16 protein-coding genes and 1 tRNA gene are annotated in these 17,041 nt (G+C 65.4%); 10 read left to right on the forward strand and 7 right to left on the reverse strand.

Annotation, left to right across the window (positions count from 1 at the left end):
* From RM531_RS01960 to RM531_RS16055, 3 genes are all read right to left on the reverse strand, one after another.
* On the reverse strand, positions 1 to 851 hold an 851-nt coding region (locus RM531_RS01960; protein WP_311656893.1), incomplete at its 3' end, for an HD domain-containing protein.
* Between the two features lie 19 nt (positions 852 to 870).
* On the reverse strand, positions 871 to 2,103 hold the full coding sequence (locus tag RM531_RS01965; RefSeq protein ID WP_311656894.1) for an Arm DNA-binding domain-containing protein: 1,233 nt from the start codon (positions 2,101 to 2,103) through the stop codon (positions 871 to 873).
* Positions 2,096 to 2,329: a hypothetical protein gene (locus RM531_RS16055; protein WP_311653808.1), complete on the reverse strand. Its 234-nt coding sequence runs from the start codon at positions 2,327 to 2,329 to the stop codon at positions 2,096 to 2,098. The genes RM531_RS01965 and RM531_RS16055 overlap by 8 nt, the downstream gene beginning before the upstream one ends.
* Positions 2,330 to 2,407: 78 nt before the next feature.
* On the opposite strand from RM531_RS16055, the gene RM531_RS16060 reads away from it, so the two are divergent.
* The 9 genes from RM531_RS16060 (at position 2,408) to pnp (ending at position 11,810) form a co-directional block, all read left to right on the forward strand.
* Positions 2,408 to 2,680: a helix-turn-helix domain-containing protein gene (locus RM531_RS16060; RefSeq protein WP_349255377.1), complete on the forward strand. Its 273-nt coding sequence runs from the start codon at positions 2,408 to 2,410 to the stop codon at positions 2,678 to 2,680.
* A 216-nt stretch (positions 2,681 to 2,896) separates the two neighbouring features.
* Positions 2,897 to 2,973: transfer RNA gene (locus RM531_RS01970), tRNA-Met, on the forward strand.
* A gap of 86 nt (positions 2,974 to 3,059) precedes the next feature.
* Positions 3,060 to 3,509: a ribosome maturation factor RimP gene (gene rimP, locus RM531_RS01975; protein WP_311656896.1), complete on the forward strand. Its 450-nt coding sequence runs from the start codon at positions 3,060 to 3,062 to the stop codon at positions 3,507 to 3,509.
* Positions 3,510 to 3,549: 40 nt separating this feature from the next.
* On the forward strand, positions 3,550 to 5,079 hold the full coding sequence (nusA, locus tag RM531_RS01980; RefSeq protein WP_311656897.1) for a transcription termination factor NusA: 1,530 nt from the start codon (positions 3,550 to 3,552) through the stop codon (positions 5,077 to 5,079).
* 61 nt (positions 5,080 to 5,140) lie between these two features.
* Positions 5,141 to 7,777, forward strand: coding sequence for a translation initiation factor IF-2 (gene infB / locus RM531_RS01985; protein ID WP_311656899.1), 2,637 nt, complete (start codon positions 5,141 to 5,143; stop codon positions 7,775 to 7,777).
* A 22-nt stretch (positions 7,778 to 7,799) separates the two neighbouring features.
* Complete coding sequence (rbfA, locus tag RM531_RS01990) at positions 7,800 to 8,177, forward strand: 30S ribosome-binding factor RbfA (RefSeq protein WP_311656900.1); 378 nt, start codon at positions 7,800 to 7,802, stop codon at positions 8,175 to 8,177.
* Positions 8,174 to 9,100: a tRNA pseudouridine(55) synthase TruB gene (gene truB / locus RM531_RS01995; protein WP_311656902.1), complete on the forward strand. Its 927-nt coding sequence runs from the start codon at positions 8,174 to 8,176 to the stop codon at positions 9,098 to 9,100. The genes rbfA and truB overlap by 4 nt, the downstream gene beginning before the upstream one ends.
* A gap of 218 nt (positions 9,101 to 9,318) precedes the next feature.
* Positions 9,319 to 9,588, forward strand: a complete 270-nt coding sequence (rpsO, locus tag RM531_RS02000; protein ID WP_311656904.1) for a 30S ribosomal protein S15 — start codon at positions 9,319 to 9,321, stop codon at positions 9,586 to 9,588.
* Between the two features lie 107 nt (positions 9,589 to 9,695).
* Entirely contained in the window at positions 9,696 to 11,810 is a 2,115-nt protein-coding gene (gene pnp, locus RM531_RS02005; protein WP_311656905.1) for a polyribonucleotide nucleotidyltransferase, read from the forward strand.
* Positions 11,811 to 12,262: 452 nt separating this feature from the next.
* On the opposite strand, the gene phaR is transcribed toward pnp, so the two are convergent.
* Together phaR and dksA are read right to left on the reverse strand one after the other, a co-directional pair.
* Entirely contained in the window at positions 12,263 to 12,760 is a 498-nt protein-coding gene (gene phaR / locus RM531_RS02010; protein ID WP_311656907.1) for a polyhydroxyalkanoate synthesis repressor PhaR, read from the reverse strand.
* A 139-nt stretch (positions 12,761 to 12,899) separates the two neighbouring features.
* A complete protein-coding gene (gene dksA, locus RM531_RS02015; RefSeq protein ID WP_311656908.1) occupies positions 12,900 to 13,349 on the reverse strand; it encodes an RNA polymerase-binding protein DksA in 450 nt (149 codons plus the stop codon).
* Between the two features lie 118 nt (positions 13,350 to 13,467).
* Between dksA and RM531_RS02020 the strand changes: the two genes are divergently transcribed.
* Entirely contained in the window at positions 13,468 to 14,268 is an 801-nt protein-coding gene (locus RM531_RS02020; RefSeq protein WP_311656909.1) for an HAD-IA family hydrolase, read from the forward strand.
* Between the two features lie 4 nt (positions 14,269 to 14,272).
* On the opposite strand, the gene RM531_RS02025 is transcribed toward RM531_RS02020, so the two are convergent.
* Both RM531_RS02025 and cysZ read right to left on the reverse strand, forming a co-directional pair.
* Entirely contained in the window at positions 14,273 to 16,261 is a 1,989-nt protein-coding gene (locus tag RM531_RS02025) for a M3 family metallopeptidase (RefSeq protein WP_311656910.1), read from the reverse strand.
* Positions 16,258 to 16,980 carry a sulfate transporter CysZ gene (gene cysZ / locus RM531_RS02030; protein WP_311656912.1) on the reverse strand — a complete coding sequence of 241 codons (723 nt, stop codon included), beginning with the start codon at positions 16,978 to 16,980 and terminating at the stop codon, positions 16,258 to 16,260. Before cysZ ends, RM531_RS02025 begins: the two co-directional genes overlap by 4 nt.
* Between the last annotated feature and the right edge of the window lie 61 nt (positions 16,981 to 17,041).

The following is a 17,041-nucleotide window of genomic DNA, read 5'->3' on the forward strand; positions in this document are numbered from 1 at the left end:
AGACCGGCACTGATCCGGTCTGCGTACACCACGATGTCGGCGCCCACGAAACGCGCGCGATGGCGCATCGCATTAGGTTGCCCGATGTAACTGAGCATGTAGTTCGTTGCGGCGGCCAGATCCGGCGCGCGCGGGCGCAGCCACTCCAGGTGTTTATCCAGCAGACGACTGGTCTGCATCCCGTGGTCGACCAGCTTGTAGTGCACGGGCCGGGTATTGGTGTCACCCACGGTCCGGATTTTTCCCAAGTCGTGCATCAGGGCGACGACCTTGATGAGATCACGCTCCACTGGGGTCAGCGCTCCCTCCGTCAGCCGGTCACACAGCGCCATCACATGCATGCTGTGCATCAGTAGACCGCCTCGGGCGGCGTGGTGATGCCCCAGACTCCCCCGGCAGGTCAGGATCGCCGGGCTGATACGGGTATCGAGTAGCACCCGAGCCATGAAACGACGCAGTGGCTCGGGGTTCAGTTTAGCCGCCATCAGCTCGAGTGCCTCGAGCGCCGGCACGGCCGCCTCGGGACACAGCGACCGGGGCAGCAGCCGGGCTGCATTCCTGATCTCCGGCTCACTGATGGTATGCAGGGCCCGCAGATCGCCGATCACGCGGCCCGCGAATCGGCGGACATACAGCGCCGCTTGGACCGGAACGGGCCGACGGACCGGCAGATCCCCCAGCAGGCCGGATTCCGGCCAGACGTAGGCGTCGATCGAACCCGTGCTGTCCTCCAGGGTCGCCGTGGCGAACCACTTGCCGCCGGATGTCTGGCGCTGGGTCACGTCGGTCAGCAGATACTGGCCCTGGACGATGCTGTTGAGACGCGTAGGCGCCTTGTCGAGTGCTGTCATGACAGCCTCCTTTTTCTTATTAATGGGGCGTTGTTGCGTTATGGGACGCAGGGACTGCGCCAACGCCTGAGTGCGCGTCCCTGTGTGAGGTGATCTGACCGGCCAGCAGCCGTTCCATGGCCGAGCCATCGCGCCGTGTCAGATTCGGCACGAATCGCGAGTAGGTCTTGAACAGCATGGTGGTATCGCTGTGGCCGAGCTGTCGGGCCACCCACTCCGGGTTCTCGCCCGCCCCCAGCCAGAGCGTGGCTGCCGTATGCCGGGTCTGGTACGGCCGACGCCGCTCCAGGCCCAGATGCCGGAGAAGGGGGAACCAGACCCGGTTGTTGACGTTATCCAGATCCAGCGGCGCCCCGGCGGCATTGCAGAACACGAAGTCCGACAGGCCGGCGGTGGCCTCGTGCTGTACCTGTAATGCCTCCAGCACCGGCTGACTGAGGTCGACCTCGCGCTGGGACCCATCCGTCTTGGTGGTTTCCAGGCGACCGCGCACCAGGTTTCGACGCACCAGAATCTGGCGCCGCTCGAAGTCCACGTAACGCCACTGCAAGCCGTGTAGCTCCCCCGTGCGCAGGCCGGTGAAGAACCGCACGATCAGATACGGCCGATAATCGGGCCGCACCGTATCGATCAGGGACCGGACCTCGGCCATGGAGAAGGGGTGAATATCCACCCGCTGCTGCTTGAGCCGCTTGATGCGATCCACCGGATTAGTGAAGTCGTAGCGCTCACCCGCCTCGCCGAGGATCTGGCCATGGATCTGGATGATGCGGTTGACCGTCTTGGCTGATAGCCCCGGATTGCCCGAGCGGCCCGGCACTTCCACCAGCCGCGCCCGGAACGCCAGGATCCCGGCCTTGGTGATCTCGCCCACCGGCTGCTCGCCAAACGCGGGAATCAGGTGCCGATCAAGCGTGGAGCGAATGGTGGCGCAATGCGAATTCCGCCACGCGGGCCGATTCTCGGTAAACCAGGTCTCTGCGAACTCTCTATATAGAGGCGTGCCCTGGCCAGCCTGGGTGCCACTGGCGTCGACAGGGCCGGCAAACCGGCTCGCATTCTTGCTGCCCGGGAAATAGCGTGCGTAGTCAAAGGTGCCCAGGGTGATCTCGGCTTCGATCTTGTCGAGCACCTTCTGCATGCGTTTCCGGTTGGGCGCGTTGTCCGTGAGTTTCGTGTACTCACGGCAGCGTTGGCCCTGGTAGCGGAAGTCGAAGAAGAGCTGGCCATTGTTAGCGCGAATACTAGACATGGCAGTTCGCTCCATTCGCCATCGGAATGGAGGTATCGAAGGCCGGCTGCATGAACATGTCCGCTTCGATGGCCTCCCAGATGTATAGAATCTTGCGTCCGTTGAACGGCCGAAAGTAATGACGTCCTTCGAGGAGGACTGAATCCTTCAGCCGTTCACGAATTGTTCTCGCGTCATACTTGATGCGTGCTGACAGCTCGTTAGTCGTGAGATACGTTTGTGTCATAGTGTTTCTTGATGCGCAGGGCATGTGATCAAGTGTGGCACAAATGTATCAAATAGTTATACAAACGTCAATAATAAGATGCATCTTCGGCGAGGGGAGCCGTCCGTGATTCGTATCCTTTTCAAACAACTCCTTGATCAGAAAGCGTTTACTGAGCGCCGGCGCATAACCATGAATGAGGTTTGCGCTGAGACAGGGCTGTCCAGGCCAACGTTGTCGCGCATCGCGAATACGCCGGGATACCGGACCAACACGGATACGATCGACACCCTGTGCAGGTACTTCGAGTGCCAGCCTGGAGAGTTACTCACGTGGGTCGATGAAGACGCCGACGGTCGAAATGGAGGCTGACTAACTTCGATCGAGCCAATGCTGGGCCATGGCTGGGCCATATTTGGGCCATGAGCCGGAGTGCTGCCCGTCGCTTTGCAGTGGTGGGAGTCCGGCTGAAGAGCCGGCGGTGCGCAGGCCGGGCCAATTGACCGGACGGAAAAGGCTCTATTTCAGTTATTTGCAGGTAGGTCTTGCGACGCACTCGGCAGACCATTACAATGCGCGCTCACCGGTTGCGGGGTGGAGCAGTCTGGCAGCTCGTCGGGCTCATAACCCGAAGGTCGCAGGTTCGAATCCTGCCCCCGCTACCAACCTTTATTGGTGTTGGATAGGGAGCCCCCGGTGAGGGGCTTTTTTGTTGCCGGTCGATTTATTCGGCCATCAAACGGACTAGCCTGTGGCGCAGCGTCTGGACAATCTGCTGGCGCCGGTGGTGGAGGCGCTGGGATACGAACTCTGGCATCTCGAAACGACAGGGGCCGGAGACGATCGGCTGCTGCGCATATATATAGACAGCCCGGACGGGATCGCGCTGGAGGACTGCGAGGCGGTCAGCCACGAAGTAAGTGCGGCGCTGGATGTGAACGACCCGCTGCCCGGTGGTTACCGGCTGGAGGTGTCGTCCCCGGGCATGGATCGGCCGCTGATTACCGACGCACATTTTGCGCGATTCCAGGGCGAGACAATCCGGGTGAATCTGTACGCGGCGGTCGACGGGCGCAAGCGGTTCACCGGCATCAATCACGGCGTCGTCGACGATCAGCTGCGGATCGAGTGCGACGGCGAGTTGTTCGAATTGCCGCGGGATTCGGTGGCCAAGGCGCGGCTGGTTCCTGTATTCGACTAGCCCGGCGGAAGCCGGTGTCAGAGGTAAGGTCATGGCGGGCATGAACAAGAACGTGTTGCTGGTTGCCGAGGCGGTCTCCAATGAGAAGGGCGTCGGCAAGGAGATCATCTTCGAGGCCATCGAGGCCGCGCTGGCGTCGGCGACCCGCAAGAAGCACGGCGGCGACATCGCGGTGCGGGTGGCGGTGGATCGTGAAACCGGCAACTACGACACCTTCCGTCGCTGGGAGGTGATCGACGAAGAGGCCGTGGACGAGGAGGGCGAGCCCCTGGTCGTCGAGGCCCCGGATCATCAGATCAGCCTTGCCGAGGCGCGCGAGAAGCACCCCGACATGCAGGCCGGCGAGTTCATCGAGGAACCGATGGAGTCGGTCGAGTTCGGGCGTATCGCGGCGCAGGCGGCCAAGCAGGTGATCGTGCAGAAGGTGCGCGAAGCCGAGCGGGCTCAGGTGGTCGAGGCCTATTCCGACCGCGTGGGCGAGCTGATCACCGGTCTGGTCAAGCGCATGGAGCGCGGTGCGGTGATTCTGGACCTGGGCGGCAATGCCGAGGCCATCATCCTGCGCGAGGAAGTGATTCCGCGCGAACCAATGCGCCCGGGTGACCGGGTGCGCGGTTACCTCTACGACGTGCGTCCGGAGCCCCGCGGGCCGCAGCTGTTCGTGACCCGGACGCGCCCGGAATTCCTGATCGAGCTGTTCAAGCTGGAAGTGCCCGAGATCGGCCAGGGGCTGATCGAATTGCGCGGCGGCGCCCGGGATCCGGGGCTGCGGGCCAAGATCGCGGTGCAGGCCAAGGACCGGCGCATCGACCCGGTCGGTGCCTGTGTCGGCATGCGCGGCTCGCGCGTACAGAGCGTGTCGAACGAGCTGGCCGGCGAGCGTATCGACATCGTGCTGTGGGACGAGAACCCGGCCCAGTTCGTGATCAACGCCATGGCGCCGGCCGATGTCGAATCCATCGTCATGGATGAAGACACGAACACCATGGATATCGCCGTGGGCGAGGACAAGCTGGCCCAGGCCATCGGCCGCGGTGGTCAGAATATTCGCCTGGCCTCCGAGCTGACCGGCTGGGAGCTCAACGTGATGACCATCGAGGAGGCCGACGCCAAGAGCGAGGCCGAGGGCGAACAGCTGCAGACCCTGTTCCGGGAGCAGCTGGATGTCGACGATGAAGTGGCGGCCATCCTGGCCCAGGAAGGTTTCACTACCATTGACGAGATTGCCTACGTGCCGCCGGCCGAGTTGCTGGCGATCGAGGAATTCGACGAGGACGTGGTCGAAGAGCTTCGCAATCGGGCGCGCGATGTGCTGCTGACCCGGGCGATCGCGTCGGCCGAGGGCGATCCCGCCGCCGAACCCGCCGAGGATCTGCGCCATCTCGATGGCATGGACGACGAATTGGCGGAACAGCTTGCCGCCAACGGCGTGGTCACGCGGGAAGACCTGGCCGAACAGGGCGTCGAGGATCTGATCGAGCTCGTCGAGCTTGATGACAAGCGCGCGGGCGAACTGATCATGGCCGCGCGCGCCCACTGGTTCGCAGACGAGCAGGCCCAGGTCGAGTAGCAGCTGCCGGACGGCAGCCGTGACTCACCCAATGGTCGTATCCAGTTAACGGAGACAGACGATGGCGCAGACGAAGGTCAAACAGCTAGCGGAAGAGGTCGGTATTCCGGTCGACCGCCTGCTTGCGCGCCTTGAAGCCGCCGGCGTCGACGCGAAAGGCGAAGATGACGGCATCAGCGACGAGGACAAGCTCAAGCTGTTGCGCCACCTGCGCGAAGGGGGAAGCAGCGTCAAGACGGATGGCGACAGTGCCTCCTCGCGGCGGATTTCGCTGCGGCGTCGTTCTACCTCCGAACTGAAGCTTTCCGGCAGTCGCGGCGCCCCGGGCAAGACCGTGAGCGTGGAAGTGCGCAAGCGCCGCACCTACGTCAATCGTGCCCAGGAATCCGAAGAGGCCGCCAAGAAGGAGGCCGAGGAAGCCGCCGAGGCGCAGCGCGCGGCCGAACAGGCCGAAGCGGAGGCCGAGCAGGCTCGGCGCGATGCCGAGGCGGAAGCCGAGCGCCAGGCCCAGCTTGAAGCCGAGGAGGCCGCTCGTGCGGAGGCGGAAGCGGCCGCCGAGGCAGCGAAGCAGCAGGCCGAGGAAGCCGACAAGGCCGAGCCGGAAACCCCGGAGGAAGCCCCGGCAGCCGCGCCGGCGGAATCCGAGGTACCGAACAAGCGCCAGCCGACCCGCGCCGAGCGCATGGTCGACCATGCCCGCAGCCGCGCGCAGGAAAACCTGCGGCGGGCCGCGGCGAGCCACGGCCGTACCGAACAGGACGCCGAACGCGAGCGCGAACGCGGCAAGCGCAAGGAACTGCATGTTGCCGAAGGCAAGCAGGGACGGCGCAAGAAGAAGTCCCGCGGCCGCCCCGGTCGTGTCCAGATGGCCACCGAGCACGGTTTCGAACGGCCCACCGCCCCGGTCATCCGGGAAGTAGAAATTCCCGAAACCATCACCGTGGGCGACCTCGCCCAGCGCATGGCGGTCAAGGCCAACGAGCTGATCAAGCAGATGATGAAGCTCGGCGTGATGGCCACCATCAACCAGATGATCGATCAGGACACCGCGGTGCTTCTGGTCGAGGAAATGGGCCACACGCCCAAGACGGTCAGCGATTCCAGCGCCGAGGAAGAGTTGCTCGAGGAACTCCGCGCCGAGGAATCCGGCACCGAGGGCAAGCCGCGCGCGCCGGTGGTTACCGTGATGGGCCATGTCGACCACGGCAAGACTTCGCTGCTCGACTACATCCGTCGCGCCAAGGTGGCGGCCGGTGAGGCCGGCGGCATCACCCAGCACATCGGTGCCTATCACGTGGCCCACGACAAGGGCCTGCTGACCTTCATCGATACGCCGGGCCACGCCGCCTTCACCCGCATGCGGGCCCGCGGCGCCGAAATCACCGACATCGCCGTTCTGGTGGTGGCCGCTGACGACAGCGTCATGCCCCAGACCAAGGAATCCATCCAGCATGCCCGCGCGGCGGGCGTGCCGATCGTGGTGGCGGTGACCAAGTGCGACGTGCAGAACGCCGATATTGACCGCGTCAAGAACGGCCTGGCCGCCGAGGACGTAATCCCCGAGGACTGGGGTGGTGACGTTCAGATCGTGCCGGTGTCCTCGATGACCGGCGAGGGCATTGACGATCTGCTGGACGCGCTGCTGCTGCAGGCGGAAATTCTCGAACTGACCGCGCCGGACGACGTGCCGGCCCGCGGTGTGGTGATCGAATCCAGTCTCGAGAAGGGGCGTGGTCCGGTCGCCACCGTGCTGGTCAAGGCCGGCGTGCTCAAGCGCGGCGACTACCTGCTGGCGGGATCGCACCACGGGCGCGTGCGGGCCCTGTTCAACGAGGCCGGCGAACAGGTCAAGGAGGCCGGGGCGTCAATTCCGGTCGAGGTGCTGGGCCTGTCGGGCACGCCCGAGGCCGGTGACGAGACTCTGGTGGTGGCCAACGAACGCCGCGCCCGGGAAATCGCCGATCAGCGTGACGAACGCATGCGCGAGAGCAAGCTGGCGCAGCAGCAGGCGGCGCGTCTGGAGGAAGTGTTCTCCCAGATCGGCGAGGACGGCAGTGGCGAGGCCAAGGACCTGAATCTGCTGGTCAAGGGCGACGTGCAGGGCAGTGTCGAGGCCCTGACCGAGTCCTTCCGCAAGATCCCGGCCGAGGAAGTGCGCATTCGTATCGTTTCCAGCGCTGTGGGCGGCCTGAGCGAATCGGATATCGAGCTGGCCGCGGCCTCCAACGCCATCGTGATCGGGTTCAACGTCCGTGCCGATGCCAAGGCCCGCAAGGCGATCCAGGAAAACGGCGTGGACGTGCGCTATTACAGCGTGATCTACGAGGCGATCCAGGATGTCACCGATGCCGTCAGCGGTCTGCTCGGCACCGAGCTGCGCGAGGAGATCGTGGGGCTTGCCGAGGTCAAGGACGTGTTCCGGTCGTCCAAGCTCGGTGCGATTGCCGGCTGCCTGGTGGTCGACGGCACCGTCTCCCGCGGGTTGCCGATTCGCGTGCTGCGCGACAACGTGGTGGTCTACGAGGGCGAGCTGGAATCGCTGCGCCGACACAAGGACGACGTGCGCAAGGTCGAGGCCGGTACCGAGTGCGGCATCGGCGTGAAGAACTACAACGACGTCAAGCCGGGCGATCAGATCGAGTGCTACGAGCGCACCGAAGTGCAGCGCAAGGTGGTCGAAGCGGAAGCCTCGGCCTGATCCGGGGAGTCCATCTGCACCGATGCCCAATGATTATCCCCGGAGCCGCCGCGTCGCCGAGCAGATCAAGCGCGAGCTGTCCTCGCTGATCGCTACCGAAGTCAAGGACCCGCGGGCGGCGCTGGCGGTGGTCACGGATGTTGAGGTGTCCCGCGACCTCGCACACGCCAAGGTCTATGTCTCCACCGCGGATCTCGACAGCGACGGCGACGGCCTGGTGAGCGGGCTGACGCGCGCCGCCGGCTTCCTGCGCGGCCGGCTGGGCACCTCGATGCGGGTGCGCACGGTGCCGGCCCTGCGCTTTATCGAGGACCGTACCGAACGCGAGGCCGCGCGCATGGATCAGCTGATCCAGGACGCAGTGTCCGAGGATCGTCGGCGCCAGGGCGACGACGAATGAGCCGTCGCCGCCGTAGCGGCCGGCCGATCAGCGGCATCCTGTTGCTGGACAAGGATCCCGGCGGTTCCTCCAACGCCGCGCTGCAAAGCGCCAAGCGACTGTTCGAGGCCCGCAAGGCCGGGCACACCGGCAGCCTCGATCCGCTGGCCAGCGGGCTGCTGCCTGTGTGCTTCGGTGAAGCCACCAAGGTCTCGGGATTCCTGCTGGACGCGGACAAGACCTACTGGGTGCGCGCCCGGCTGGGCGAAAAGACGGCCACCGGCGACGCCGAGGGCGAGATCACCGAAACCACGGCCGTGGGCCTGCCGGACGAGGATACGCTGCAGCAGTGTCTGGCCGGTTTTCTCGGCGAACAGGACCAGATTCCGCCGATGTACTCGGCGATCAAGCATCAGGGCAAGCGCCTTTACGAGCTGGCGCGCGCCGGCATCGAGGTCGAGCGCGAGCCGCGAAGAATCCGGGTGGACGAATTCCGTCTGGTCGACGCGGACGATACCTCCTTCGCGCTGCGCATCCGTTGTTCCAAGGGCACCTACGTGCGCACGCTGGTCGAGGACCTGGCCGAACGCCTGGGCACGCTGGCCCACGTCACGGCGCTGCGCCGGCTGGCGGTGGGGCCGTTCGAGGAAGCGGGCATGGTGGGCCTGGAAGCCTTGACGCAGCAGCGGGATGCCGATGGCCTGGGCGCGCTGGACAGCCATCTACTGCCGGTGGCTTCGGCCCTGAATCACTGGCCCAGCGTGACGCTGGACAGCGCCAGCCAGTTCTACCTCGAGCGGGGGCAGCCGGTACAGGTGCCGCAGGCGCCGGCGTCCGGCTGGGTGCGTATCTGCGATGCGGCCGACACGCTGCTCGCCGTGGGCGAGGTCATGGACGATGGGCGCATTGCGCCACGCCGCATGTTTCAGGCCCGGGGGGCGTGAGCCCCGGGAAATTTTGTTGTGATCAGGACCTTTCAGGCGCTAGAATATGGCGCGAATTTCGAGCCAGTACGTGACGGTCTGAGGTGCTGGTGATCACGGACGGTGGATACGGGCTTTTCCCAAGGGCGCGAGCGGCGCGTTTGGGAAAAGGCCGGAACCACCTGTCGTGACCACTACAGGCCCGGCCGGGCGGACGGCTCTCCGTCAGGAGCAGTTGCATGTCTCTCTCGAGTGAAGAAAAGTCGCAGGTGATCGGCCAGCACGGCCGCGGGACCGCCGATACCGGCTCCCCGGAAGTGCAGGTGGCCCTGCTGTCGCGTCGGATCAGCCAGCTGACCGACCATTTCGCCCAGCACAAGGGCGACCATCATTCCCGTCGCGGGCTGCTCAAGATGGTCAACCATCGGCGCAAGCTGCTGGACTACCTCAAGCGGCGCGATCCCGGCCGCTACAAGTCCCTGATCGGCGAACTGGGCCTGCGTCGCTAATCGCATGCCGGCCCGGGCCGCATGGCCCCGAACTCCTGACAACCTCGTGAGCGCGCCCCGGGCAACCGGTGGCGCGCTTTGTGCTGTCCGAATAAAAGGAATCATCCGTGAGCAACGTCGAACCCACCTATAGCAAGACATTCGCCTTCGGCGATCATCAGATCACCCTCGAGACCGGCGAAATCGCCCGTCAGGCCGATGGCGCCGTCATGGTCAGCATGGGCGACACCGTGGTGCTGGTCACCGTGGTCGGTCGCAAGGAAGCCAACCCCAATGCGGCGTTCTTCCCGCTGACCGTCAATTACCAGGAACGCACCTACGCCGGCGGCAAGATTCCGGGCGGTTTCTTCAAGCGCGAAGGCCGGCCGAATGAAAAGGAAACGCTGACTTGTCGCCTGATCGATCGGCCGATCCGTCCGCTGTTCCCCAAGGGCTTCTACAACGAGGTCCAGATCATTCCGACGGTGATGTCGCTGGATCCGGAAATCGATCCCGATATCCCGGCCATGATCGGCACCTCGGCGGCGCTGGCCATTTCCGGCCTGCCGTTCGCGGGCCCCATCGGCGCTGCCCGCGTGGGCTATGTCGACGGCAATTACGTGCTCAATCCCACGTTCACCCAGCTCGAGGAGTCGCAGCTCAATCTGGTGGTGGCCGGCACCGACGACGCCGTGCTGATGGTGGAATCGGAAGCCAAGGAACTGCCGGAAGACGTGATGCTGGGCGCGGTGCTGCATGGCCACGAGCAGATGCAGACCGTGATCAGCGAGATCAAGGCGATGGCCGCCGAGGTCGGCAAGCCGACCTGGGACTGGCAGCCGGCGGCCGAGGATGGCGATCTGAAATCCGCGGTGGTCGAACACGGCGAGAGCGCGGTGGTCGAGGCCTACCAGATCGCCGACAAGCAGGAGCGTCAGACCCGTCTGGGCGAGATCAAGCGCGACCTGGTGGACAAGCTGGCCGCCGCCGAGGGCGAGGACGGCTGGAGTGCCGATGACGTGAAGGGCGCGTTCGGCGCACTCGAAAAGCGCGTGGTGCGTGGCCGGATCCTCTCCGGCGAGCCCCGCATCGACGGCCGCGACACCCGCACCGTGCGCGATCTCACGATCAAGACCGGCGTGCTGCCGCGTACCCACGGGTCGGCCCTGTTCACCCGCGGCGAGACCCAGGCGCTGGTGGTATCCACGCTGGGGACCGGGCGCGACGCGCAGCTCATCGATGCGCTCGAGGGCTCGCACAAGCAGCCGTTCATGCTGCACTACAACTTCCCGCCCTACTGCGTGGGCGAAACCGGTTTCATGGGCGGCCCCAAGCGCCGCGAGATCGGTCACGGCAAATTGGCCAAGCGCGCCATCGAAGGCGTGATGCCGGACCTCGAGAAGGAGTTCCCCTACGTGCTGCGGGTGGTCTCCGAGGTGACGGAATCCAACGGGTCCTCCTCCATGGCCAGTGTCTGCGGCACCAGCCTGGCGCTGATGGACGCGGGCGTGCCGATCAAGGCGCCGGTGGCCGGCGTGGCCATGGGCCTGATCAAGGAAGACGACCGCTTCGCCGTGCTGACTGACATCCTCGGTGACGAGGACCATCTCGGTGACATGGACTTCAAGGTGGCCGGCAGCCGCAACGGCGTGACCGCCCTGCAGATGGACATCAAGATCACCGGTATTACCCGCGAGATCATGCATGCGGCGCTGGAGCAGGCCAACGCCGGTCGCATGCACATCCTCGAGGCGATGGAAGCGGTGATCGGTAGCCCGCGCGAGGAAGTCTCGGAATGGGCACCGCGTATCTTCACGATCAAGGTCCATACCGACAAGATCCGCGACGTCATCGGCAAGGGCGGCGCCACCATCCGTAGCATCACCGAGGAAACCGGCGCCAGCATCGATATCGACGACGATGGCACCATCAAGGTGGCGGCGGTGGACAAGAGCGCCGCGGATGCCGCGATCAAGCGGATCGAGGACATCACCAAGGATATCGAGGCCGGCCAGATCTACGAGGGCAAGGTGGCGCGCATCATGGACTTCGGTGCGTTCGTGACGCTGATGCCGGGCAAGGATGGCCTCGTGCACATTTCCCAGATTGCCGAGCACCGGGTGGAGAATGTCGCCGACGAACTCAAGGAAGGCGACGTCGTCCGGGTCAAGGTGCTGGAAGTGGACAAGCAGGGCCGGGTGCGCCTGTCGATGCGCGAAGTGCCCGACACCGCCGAGGCCTGAACACAGCACCGCGGGACGATGACGGTGGGCGATGCGCGGCGGGTTGCCGTCGCGCATCGCGACGGGTATATTGGGTCGCACTCACGATCTGCGGGCAAAAAAAAGCCCCCAGGGGTGGGGGCAAGGTGCGAGAGAGACCTGGCGGTCTCTCGGAGGAGATCGAGACAACTAGAATTTCAGGCCCGACCGCGTGTCGGGTTTTTTTTGCCTGTGTGTTCTGTTCGTTGCCATGTTGCAGTGCAGTATAAGGATGGCTCCGGGGGCTGTCAATAGGATCGTCGAAGATTTTTGACATGTCCTGTTCATACCGCCGGAAGGCAGACGGTGGCAGGCCTGACGGCCGCGCCGCCGGCCATTGGCGGGCTCGTGATTGCGTCCGGGATGTGACAGGCGGGAAAGCCCGAGCGGACGAGCCACCCGTGATGCTGCCGCGCGGACGGCGGCAGCGCCGGTCAGGAGCGGTCGCGTTCCTTGTCGGGCATGGCCTGACGCTTGCCGCGATCCAGTGACAGGTTACGCAGGAACTCCCGCCGCACCGACCGCCAGATGGGCAACTGGTCCTGCGACAGCTCGCGCAGGGTGGCCAGCGGATTGTTGGCGCCCAGCATCCGCCGCAGACGGTCCTTGAACTGGTGCTGCTGCTCGTTGAAGAAGGCCAGCGACAGTTCCAGGTAACTGCTCATCACGCTCTGCATGGTGTCGCCGTAGAAGCGGATGATGTTGCGCAGCACATTGGTGGTGAAGATGGGATCGCCGCCTTCCTCCTGCTCGCTGATCACCTGCAGCAGGATGGTGCGGGTGATCTCGCGGCCGGTGCGCTTGTCGATGACCTGGAATTCCTCACCCTTGATCACCAGCTGGCGGATTTCCTCGAGCGTGATATAGCGGCTGATCTCGGTGTCGTAGAGACGCCGATTGGGGTACTTCTTGATGATTCGCGTGTCGCTCATGCGGCGCTCCGGCTCTCGCGTGCTGGTCAGATGGGACGATCATGCTGCACTGCATGATTCTGACAGAACGCGGACACCGCGCCTAGTGCGGTGCGGCAAGCGCCTGGCGAAGGGCCCGGGGCCCGCCGATGGGCGCGGCTCAGCCCCGGCCGATCTGGCGCTCGCGGATTTCCGCCAGACTCTTGCAGTCCACGCAGAGGGTAGCGGTGGGCCGGGCTTCCAGGCGCTGGATGCCGATCTCCGTGCCGCAGGTATCGCAGAACCCGTAGTCGTCCTGGTCCACCCGGCTGATAGCCTCGTCGATCTTGCGGATCAGCTTGCGTTCGCGGTCCCGGGTCCGCAGTTCCAGGCTGAACTCGGACTCCTGGGTGGCGCGATCGCTGGGGTCGGGGAAGTTGGCCGCCTCATCCTTCATGTGATGCATGGTGCGGTCGACTTCCTCCATCAGCTCACGCTTCCAGCCCAGCAGAATCTTGCGGAAATGCGCCCGCTGATTCTCGTTCATGTATTCCTCGCCGCGCTTGGGTTTGTACGGCGTGAACGTCTCGAGCGCGTCGGCCCCGGCGGTGGCGTTTTGCTTGGCAGCCATGGTGATTGAGGAATGCCCTGGAAAAAACGACGCGTACGTATATCAGAATCGTCCCGGAGCGGCAATTGCCCGTCGCCGACGCTGACACCGGGGCTTTTGCGTGGCAGAGTTTCCCGCCATGAACAGGGTTACGCACTCCCCGGCACAGCCGTGGCCATCGGCGCTGTTGTTCGATGTCGACGGCACCCTGGCGGACACCGAAGGGGTCGGACACCGTCCGGCCTACAACGATGCCTTCGCCGAATTCGGGCTGACCTGGCACTGGTCGGCCGAGCTCTACCGGTCGTTGCTGGTGGTGGCCGGTGGCCGGGAGCGACTGCACTACTACCTGGAACGCGACCGGCCGCCACTGGACGGGCAGGCCGATGCGGCGGCCCGAGATGCGGCGGCCTGGGTGGACGCCATTCATCGCAGCAAGACACGGCATTTCGAGCATCGCCTGGCGGGCGGCGCCGTGCCGCTGCGCCCCGGGGTGGCGCGTCTGATGCGCGAGGCCGTGGCGCAGGGCTGCCGGCTGGCGCTGGTCACCAATGCCAGCCGGCCCAGCCTGGATCTGATGCGCCGGCATCTGCTGCCCTCTGATCTGCAGGCCGCGATTGCCGTAACCGCCTGCGGCGACGAGGTGGGCGCCAAGAAGCCCGCGCCCGATCTCTACTCACTGGCGCTGGACAAGCTAGATCTTGCCGCGCACCAGTGTCTGGCGGTCGAGGACGCCGGCTCCGGTCTGACGGCCGCCCGGGCCGCCGGCATTGCCTGCCTGGTGGCCTACAACGACGATACCGTCGGTCAGGACTTCTCGGCCGCGGCGCTGGCGGTCGATCATCTGGGCGAACCGGATACGCCCGCTGCCCGTCTGCACGGCCCCGAACTGGCGGCGGGGCACGTCCGATTCATCGATCTGGCGGGCCTGCTCGGCTGACGGCCTATTGCGGGGACGCGGCGTCCTCGTTGCGCAGCTTCTCGAAGAAGGCATTGGGTCGGGTTTCGCGGCCGAGAAAGTCCCGCACCATCTCCGACGCCGGGCGTTCCCCGCCCCGGGCCAGTACCGTGCGTCGGAATTTCGCCCCGGTTTTCGGGTCCATCAGGCCGTCGTCGAAGGCGCTGAGCATGTCCAGTCCCAGCGCTTCCGCCCACATGTACCCGTAGTAGCCGGCGGCATAGCCCCCGGCGATATGGCCAAACGTGGCGGGGAATCGCGTGCCCTCGACATGGCCAAGCGGGGTTGCCGATTCCAGTTTCTGCCACAGCGCCATGGGGTCGACTGGTTCGGGGCCGGCGAGCTGCATGTCGTACTGGGCGTAGAGCCACTGGCGGCCGTAGAACAAAGCCTGCCCCGCCCTGCGTGACGCTTCCATGCGTTCCACCAGGTCGGCGTCCACCGGCGGGCACTCGGGGCAGACCGCGGGGATCGTACGTAGGGATTCCAGTCGATAGCTCCAGGCCTGGAACATCTGGGACGGGGCCTCGACGAAATCCAGCTCCACCTCGGTGCCGCTGAGCATGGCGTAGCGGGTGGTCGACAGCACCCCGTGGAGGGCGTGGCCGATCTCGTGCAGATAGGTCTCCAGCTCGTCGGGCGTCAGGCCGCTGCGGGTGAAATTGGTGACCAGCACGGAGGTCGGCTTGCGTGCCGTCCGGGTGGACGCGCCACGCACCCCGAATGCGGCGGCATGGCCGTACTTGCCATCGCGGGGGTGCAGATCGAGATACAACCCGCCCAGGCGGTTGTCGCTGCGCCGGTCGCGTACGTCGTAGTAGCGCACGTCCTCGTGCCACACCGGCACGTCAGCGGGCACGAAGCGCAGGCCGTAAAGCTTTTCGGCGACATGCAGCACCCAGTCGGTCATCGCCGGCATGGGGAAATAGCGCCGCATCGCCTCGGCGTCGATGTCGTAGCGGGATTCGCGCAGACGCGTGAGATAGAAGCTCTTGTCCCAGGGCGCCAGGGTAGCCTCGTTCCGGCCGGTGTGCTCGGCCTTCAGCCGGGTCAGTTCCGCCAGCTCGGCGGCCTGCAGCGGCGCCAGGGTGTTATCCACCCGGTCGAGAAAGGCATGCACTGTGCCGGGGTCGCCGACCATGCGGCGCCGGGTGGCGAAAGCGGCGTAGCTGTCGAAGCCGTAAAGGCCGGCCAGCTCGCGGCGCAGTAACGCCAGTTCCTCCAGGATATCGAGGTTGGCATCGCCGCCGCGGTTGTTGAATGCCCGGTAGAAGCGCTCTCTCGCCTCGGCATTCGTTGCATTCTCCATGAACGGAAAATAATGCGGGTACTGCAGCTTGAGCCGCAGGTTGCCCTCGTCATCGGCGGGCACCCGCTCGATGAAGGCGTCGGGCAGGCCCGCCTGCTCGGTCGGCCCGAAGGTGAGTACGGTGTCGTTCTCGCGCAGGTTCTGCTGGAACTGCTGGCCCAGTTCCTCGATGCGCTGCAACAGCGTCTTGGCGCGCTGACGGCGCTCATCGGGCAGGGCCACGCCGCTGTCCTCGAATTCCGCCAGCAGATGTGCCTGCAGTGCCTCGTCCGCGCCGGCCTCGGGCGCTACCGCCTGCACTCGCCGAAACAGCGCCGGATCCTGGTAGAGGTCGGTCTCCAGTTTCGTGGTGCGGTTGATGCAGTCCTGTCCGGCATCCCGCACTGCCTGGTCCGGGTGCACATAGGCCTGCAGGTAGGCCGGGCCTATGCGGTCCGCCATCGCCGTGTAGAGGTCGTCCCAGGCGGCCAACACGGTGTCGGCGCCGGCCTGGTCGACCGGCACCTCCCGAATGGCCTCGGCCGCCTCGCGGGCGGCCGCGATCCCGGCGTCGCAGGCCTGATTCACGGCCTTGGCCGTGTCGAATATCTCGATCGTGGTGCGCGCCGCGGCGGGACCGCCGGCAAGCGCCAGCAGCAGGCAGGGCAGCAGGACGGGTCGGTTCATCGGGCGTTCTCCATGTGATCCAGCCAGAGGGCGGTGGCGCCGGCTACCGCCGCCGGCATGACGATCAGGTTGGCCAGCGGAATCATCGTGAAAAGGGTGGCAGTAGCGCCGAAGCCCAGGTTCAGCCAGCGGCGTTCGCGCAGTCGCGCCAGCTTGTCGGCGAAGGGCATGCCGCGGTTGCCCATGGGGTTGTCCAGGTATTCGAAGGCCAGCATGAAGGCGCCGAACGCGAACCACAGCGCCGGCACCGCCGTGCCCAGCAGCGGAATCGGCAGCATCAGGAGCGTGAGCAGCAACAGCAGCATGGCCCGGCCCAGATACCAGCGCCAGCGGCGCAGCTCGCCACCGACGGCGTCCAGCAGCTCACCCCGCCAGTTGCGCCCGGACTCGGGCTCGCGACCGGTGAGGTGCCGCTCCACCCGGGACGAGAGCAGCCCATTGAAAGGCCCCGCAATCAGATTTGCCAGCAGCGTGAAGACATAGCAGAACAGCAAAAGGGCCAGCAGCATGGCCAGCCACCAGAGCAGGCTCTCCAGCCAGGCCAGCCAGCCCGGCAGACCGGCCAGCCAGCTGTCCAGCCAGCCATCGAGCTGATTGCCGAACAGCCACATCAGCAGGCCGATAACCAGTATATTGATCGCGATCGGCGCCAGCACGAACTTGCGCAAACCGGGCTCGGTGATCAGGCGGAAGCCCTGCAGCAGGTAAGCGGGACCCACCGCCAGATCGGTAATTCGATTCAGGTTTGGTTCAGTATTCGGTCGGTATGGTGCGGCGTTA

This window comes from Spectribacter acetivorans (assembly GCF_031846305.1).
GTDB classification, from domain to species: domain Bacteria; phylum Pseudomonadota; class Gammaproteobacteria; order Nevskiales; family Salinisphaeraceae; genus Spectribacter; species Spectribacter acetivorans.

Excerpts from the sequence above, each read along its gene's own strand:
- rpsO (WP_311656904.1), top strand. The coding sequence starts at position 9,319 with ATGTCTCTCTCGAGTGAAGAAAAGTCGCAGGTGATCGGCCAGCACGGC.
- RM531_RS02020 (WP_311656909.1), top strand. The coding sequence starts at position 13,468 with ATGAACAGGGTTACGCACTCCCCGGCACAGCCGTGGCCATCGGCGCTG.
- nusA (WP_311656897.1), top strand. The coding sequence starts at position 3,550 with ATGAACAAGAACGTGTTGCTGGTTGCCGAGGCGGTCTCCAATGAGAAG.
- truB (WP_311656902.1), top strand. The coding sequence starts at position 8,174 with ATGAGCCGTCGCCGCCGTAGCGGCCGGCCGATCAGCGGCATCCTGTTG.
- infB (WP_311656899.1), top strand. The coding sequence starts at position 5,141 with ATGGCGCAGACGAAGGTCAAACAGCTAGCGGAAGAGGTCGGTATTCCG.
- RM531_RS16060 (WP_349255377.1), top strand. The coding sequence starts at position 2,408 with ATGCATCTTCGGCGAGGGGAGCCGTCCGTGATTCGTATCCTTTTCAAA.
- dksA (WP_311656908.1), bottom strand. The coding sequence starts at position 13,349 with ATGGCTGCCAAGCAAAACGCCACCGCCGGGGCCGACGCGCTCGAGACG.
- RM531_RS16055 (WP_311653808.1), bottom strand. The coding sequence starts at position 2,329 with ATGACACAAACGTATCTCACGACTAACGAGCTGTCAGCACGCATCAAG.
- RM531_RS01965 (WP_311656894.1), bottom strand. The coding sequence starts at position 2,103 with ATGTCTAGTATTCGCGCTAACAATGGCCAGCTCTTCTTCGACTTCCGC.
- phaR (WP_311656907.1), bottom strand. The coding sequence starts at position 12,760 with ATGAGCGACACGCGAATCATCAAGAAGTACCCCAATCGGCGTCTCTAC.
- RM531_RS02025 (WP_311656910.1), bottom strand. The coding sequence starts at position 16,261 with ATGAACCGACCCGTCCTGCTGCCCTGCCTGCTGCTGGCGCTTGCCGGC.
- rbfA (WP_311656900.1), top strand. The coding sequence starts at position 7,800 with ATGCCCAATGATTATCCCCGGAGCCGCCGCGTCGCCGAGCAGATCAAG.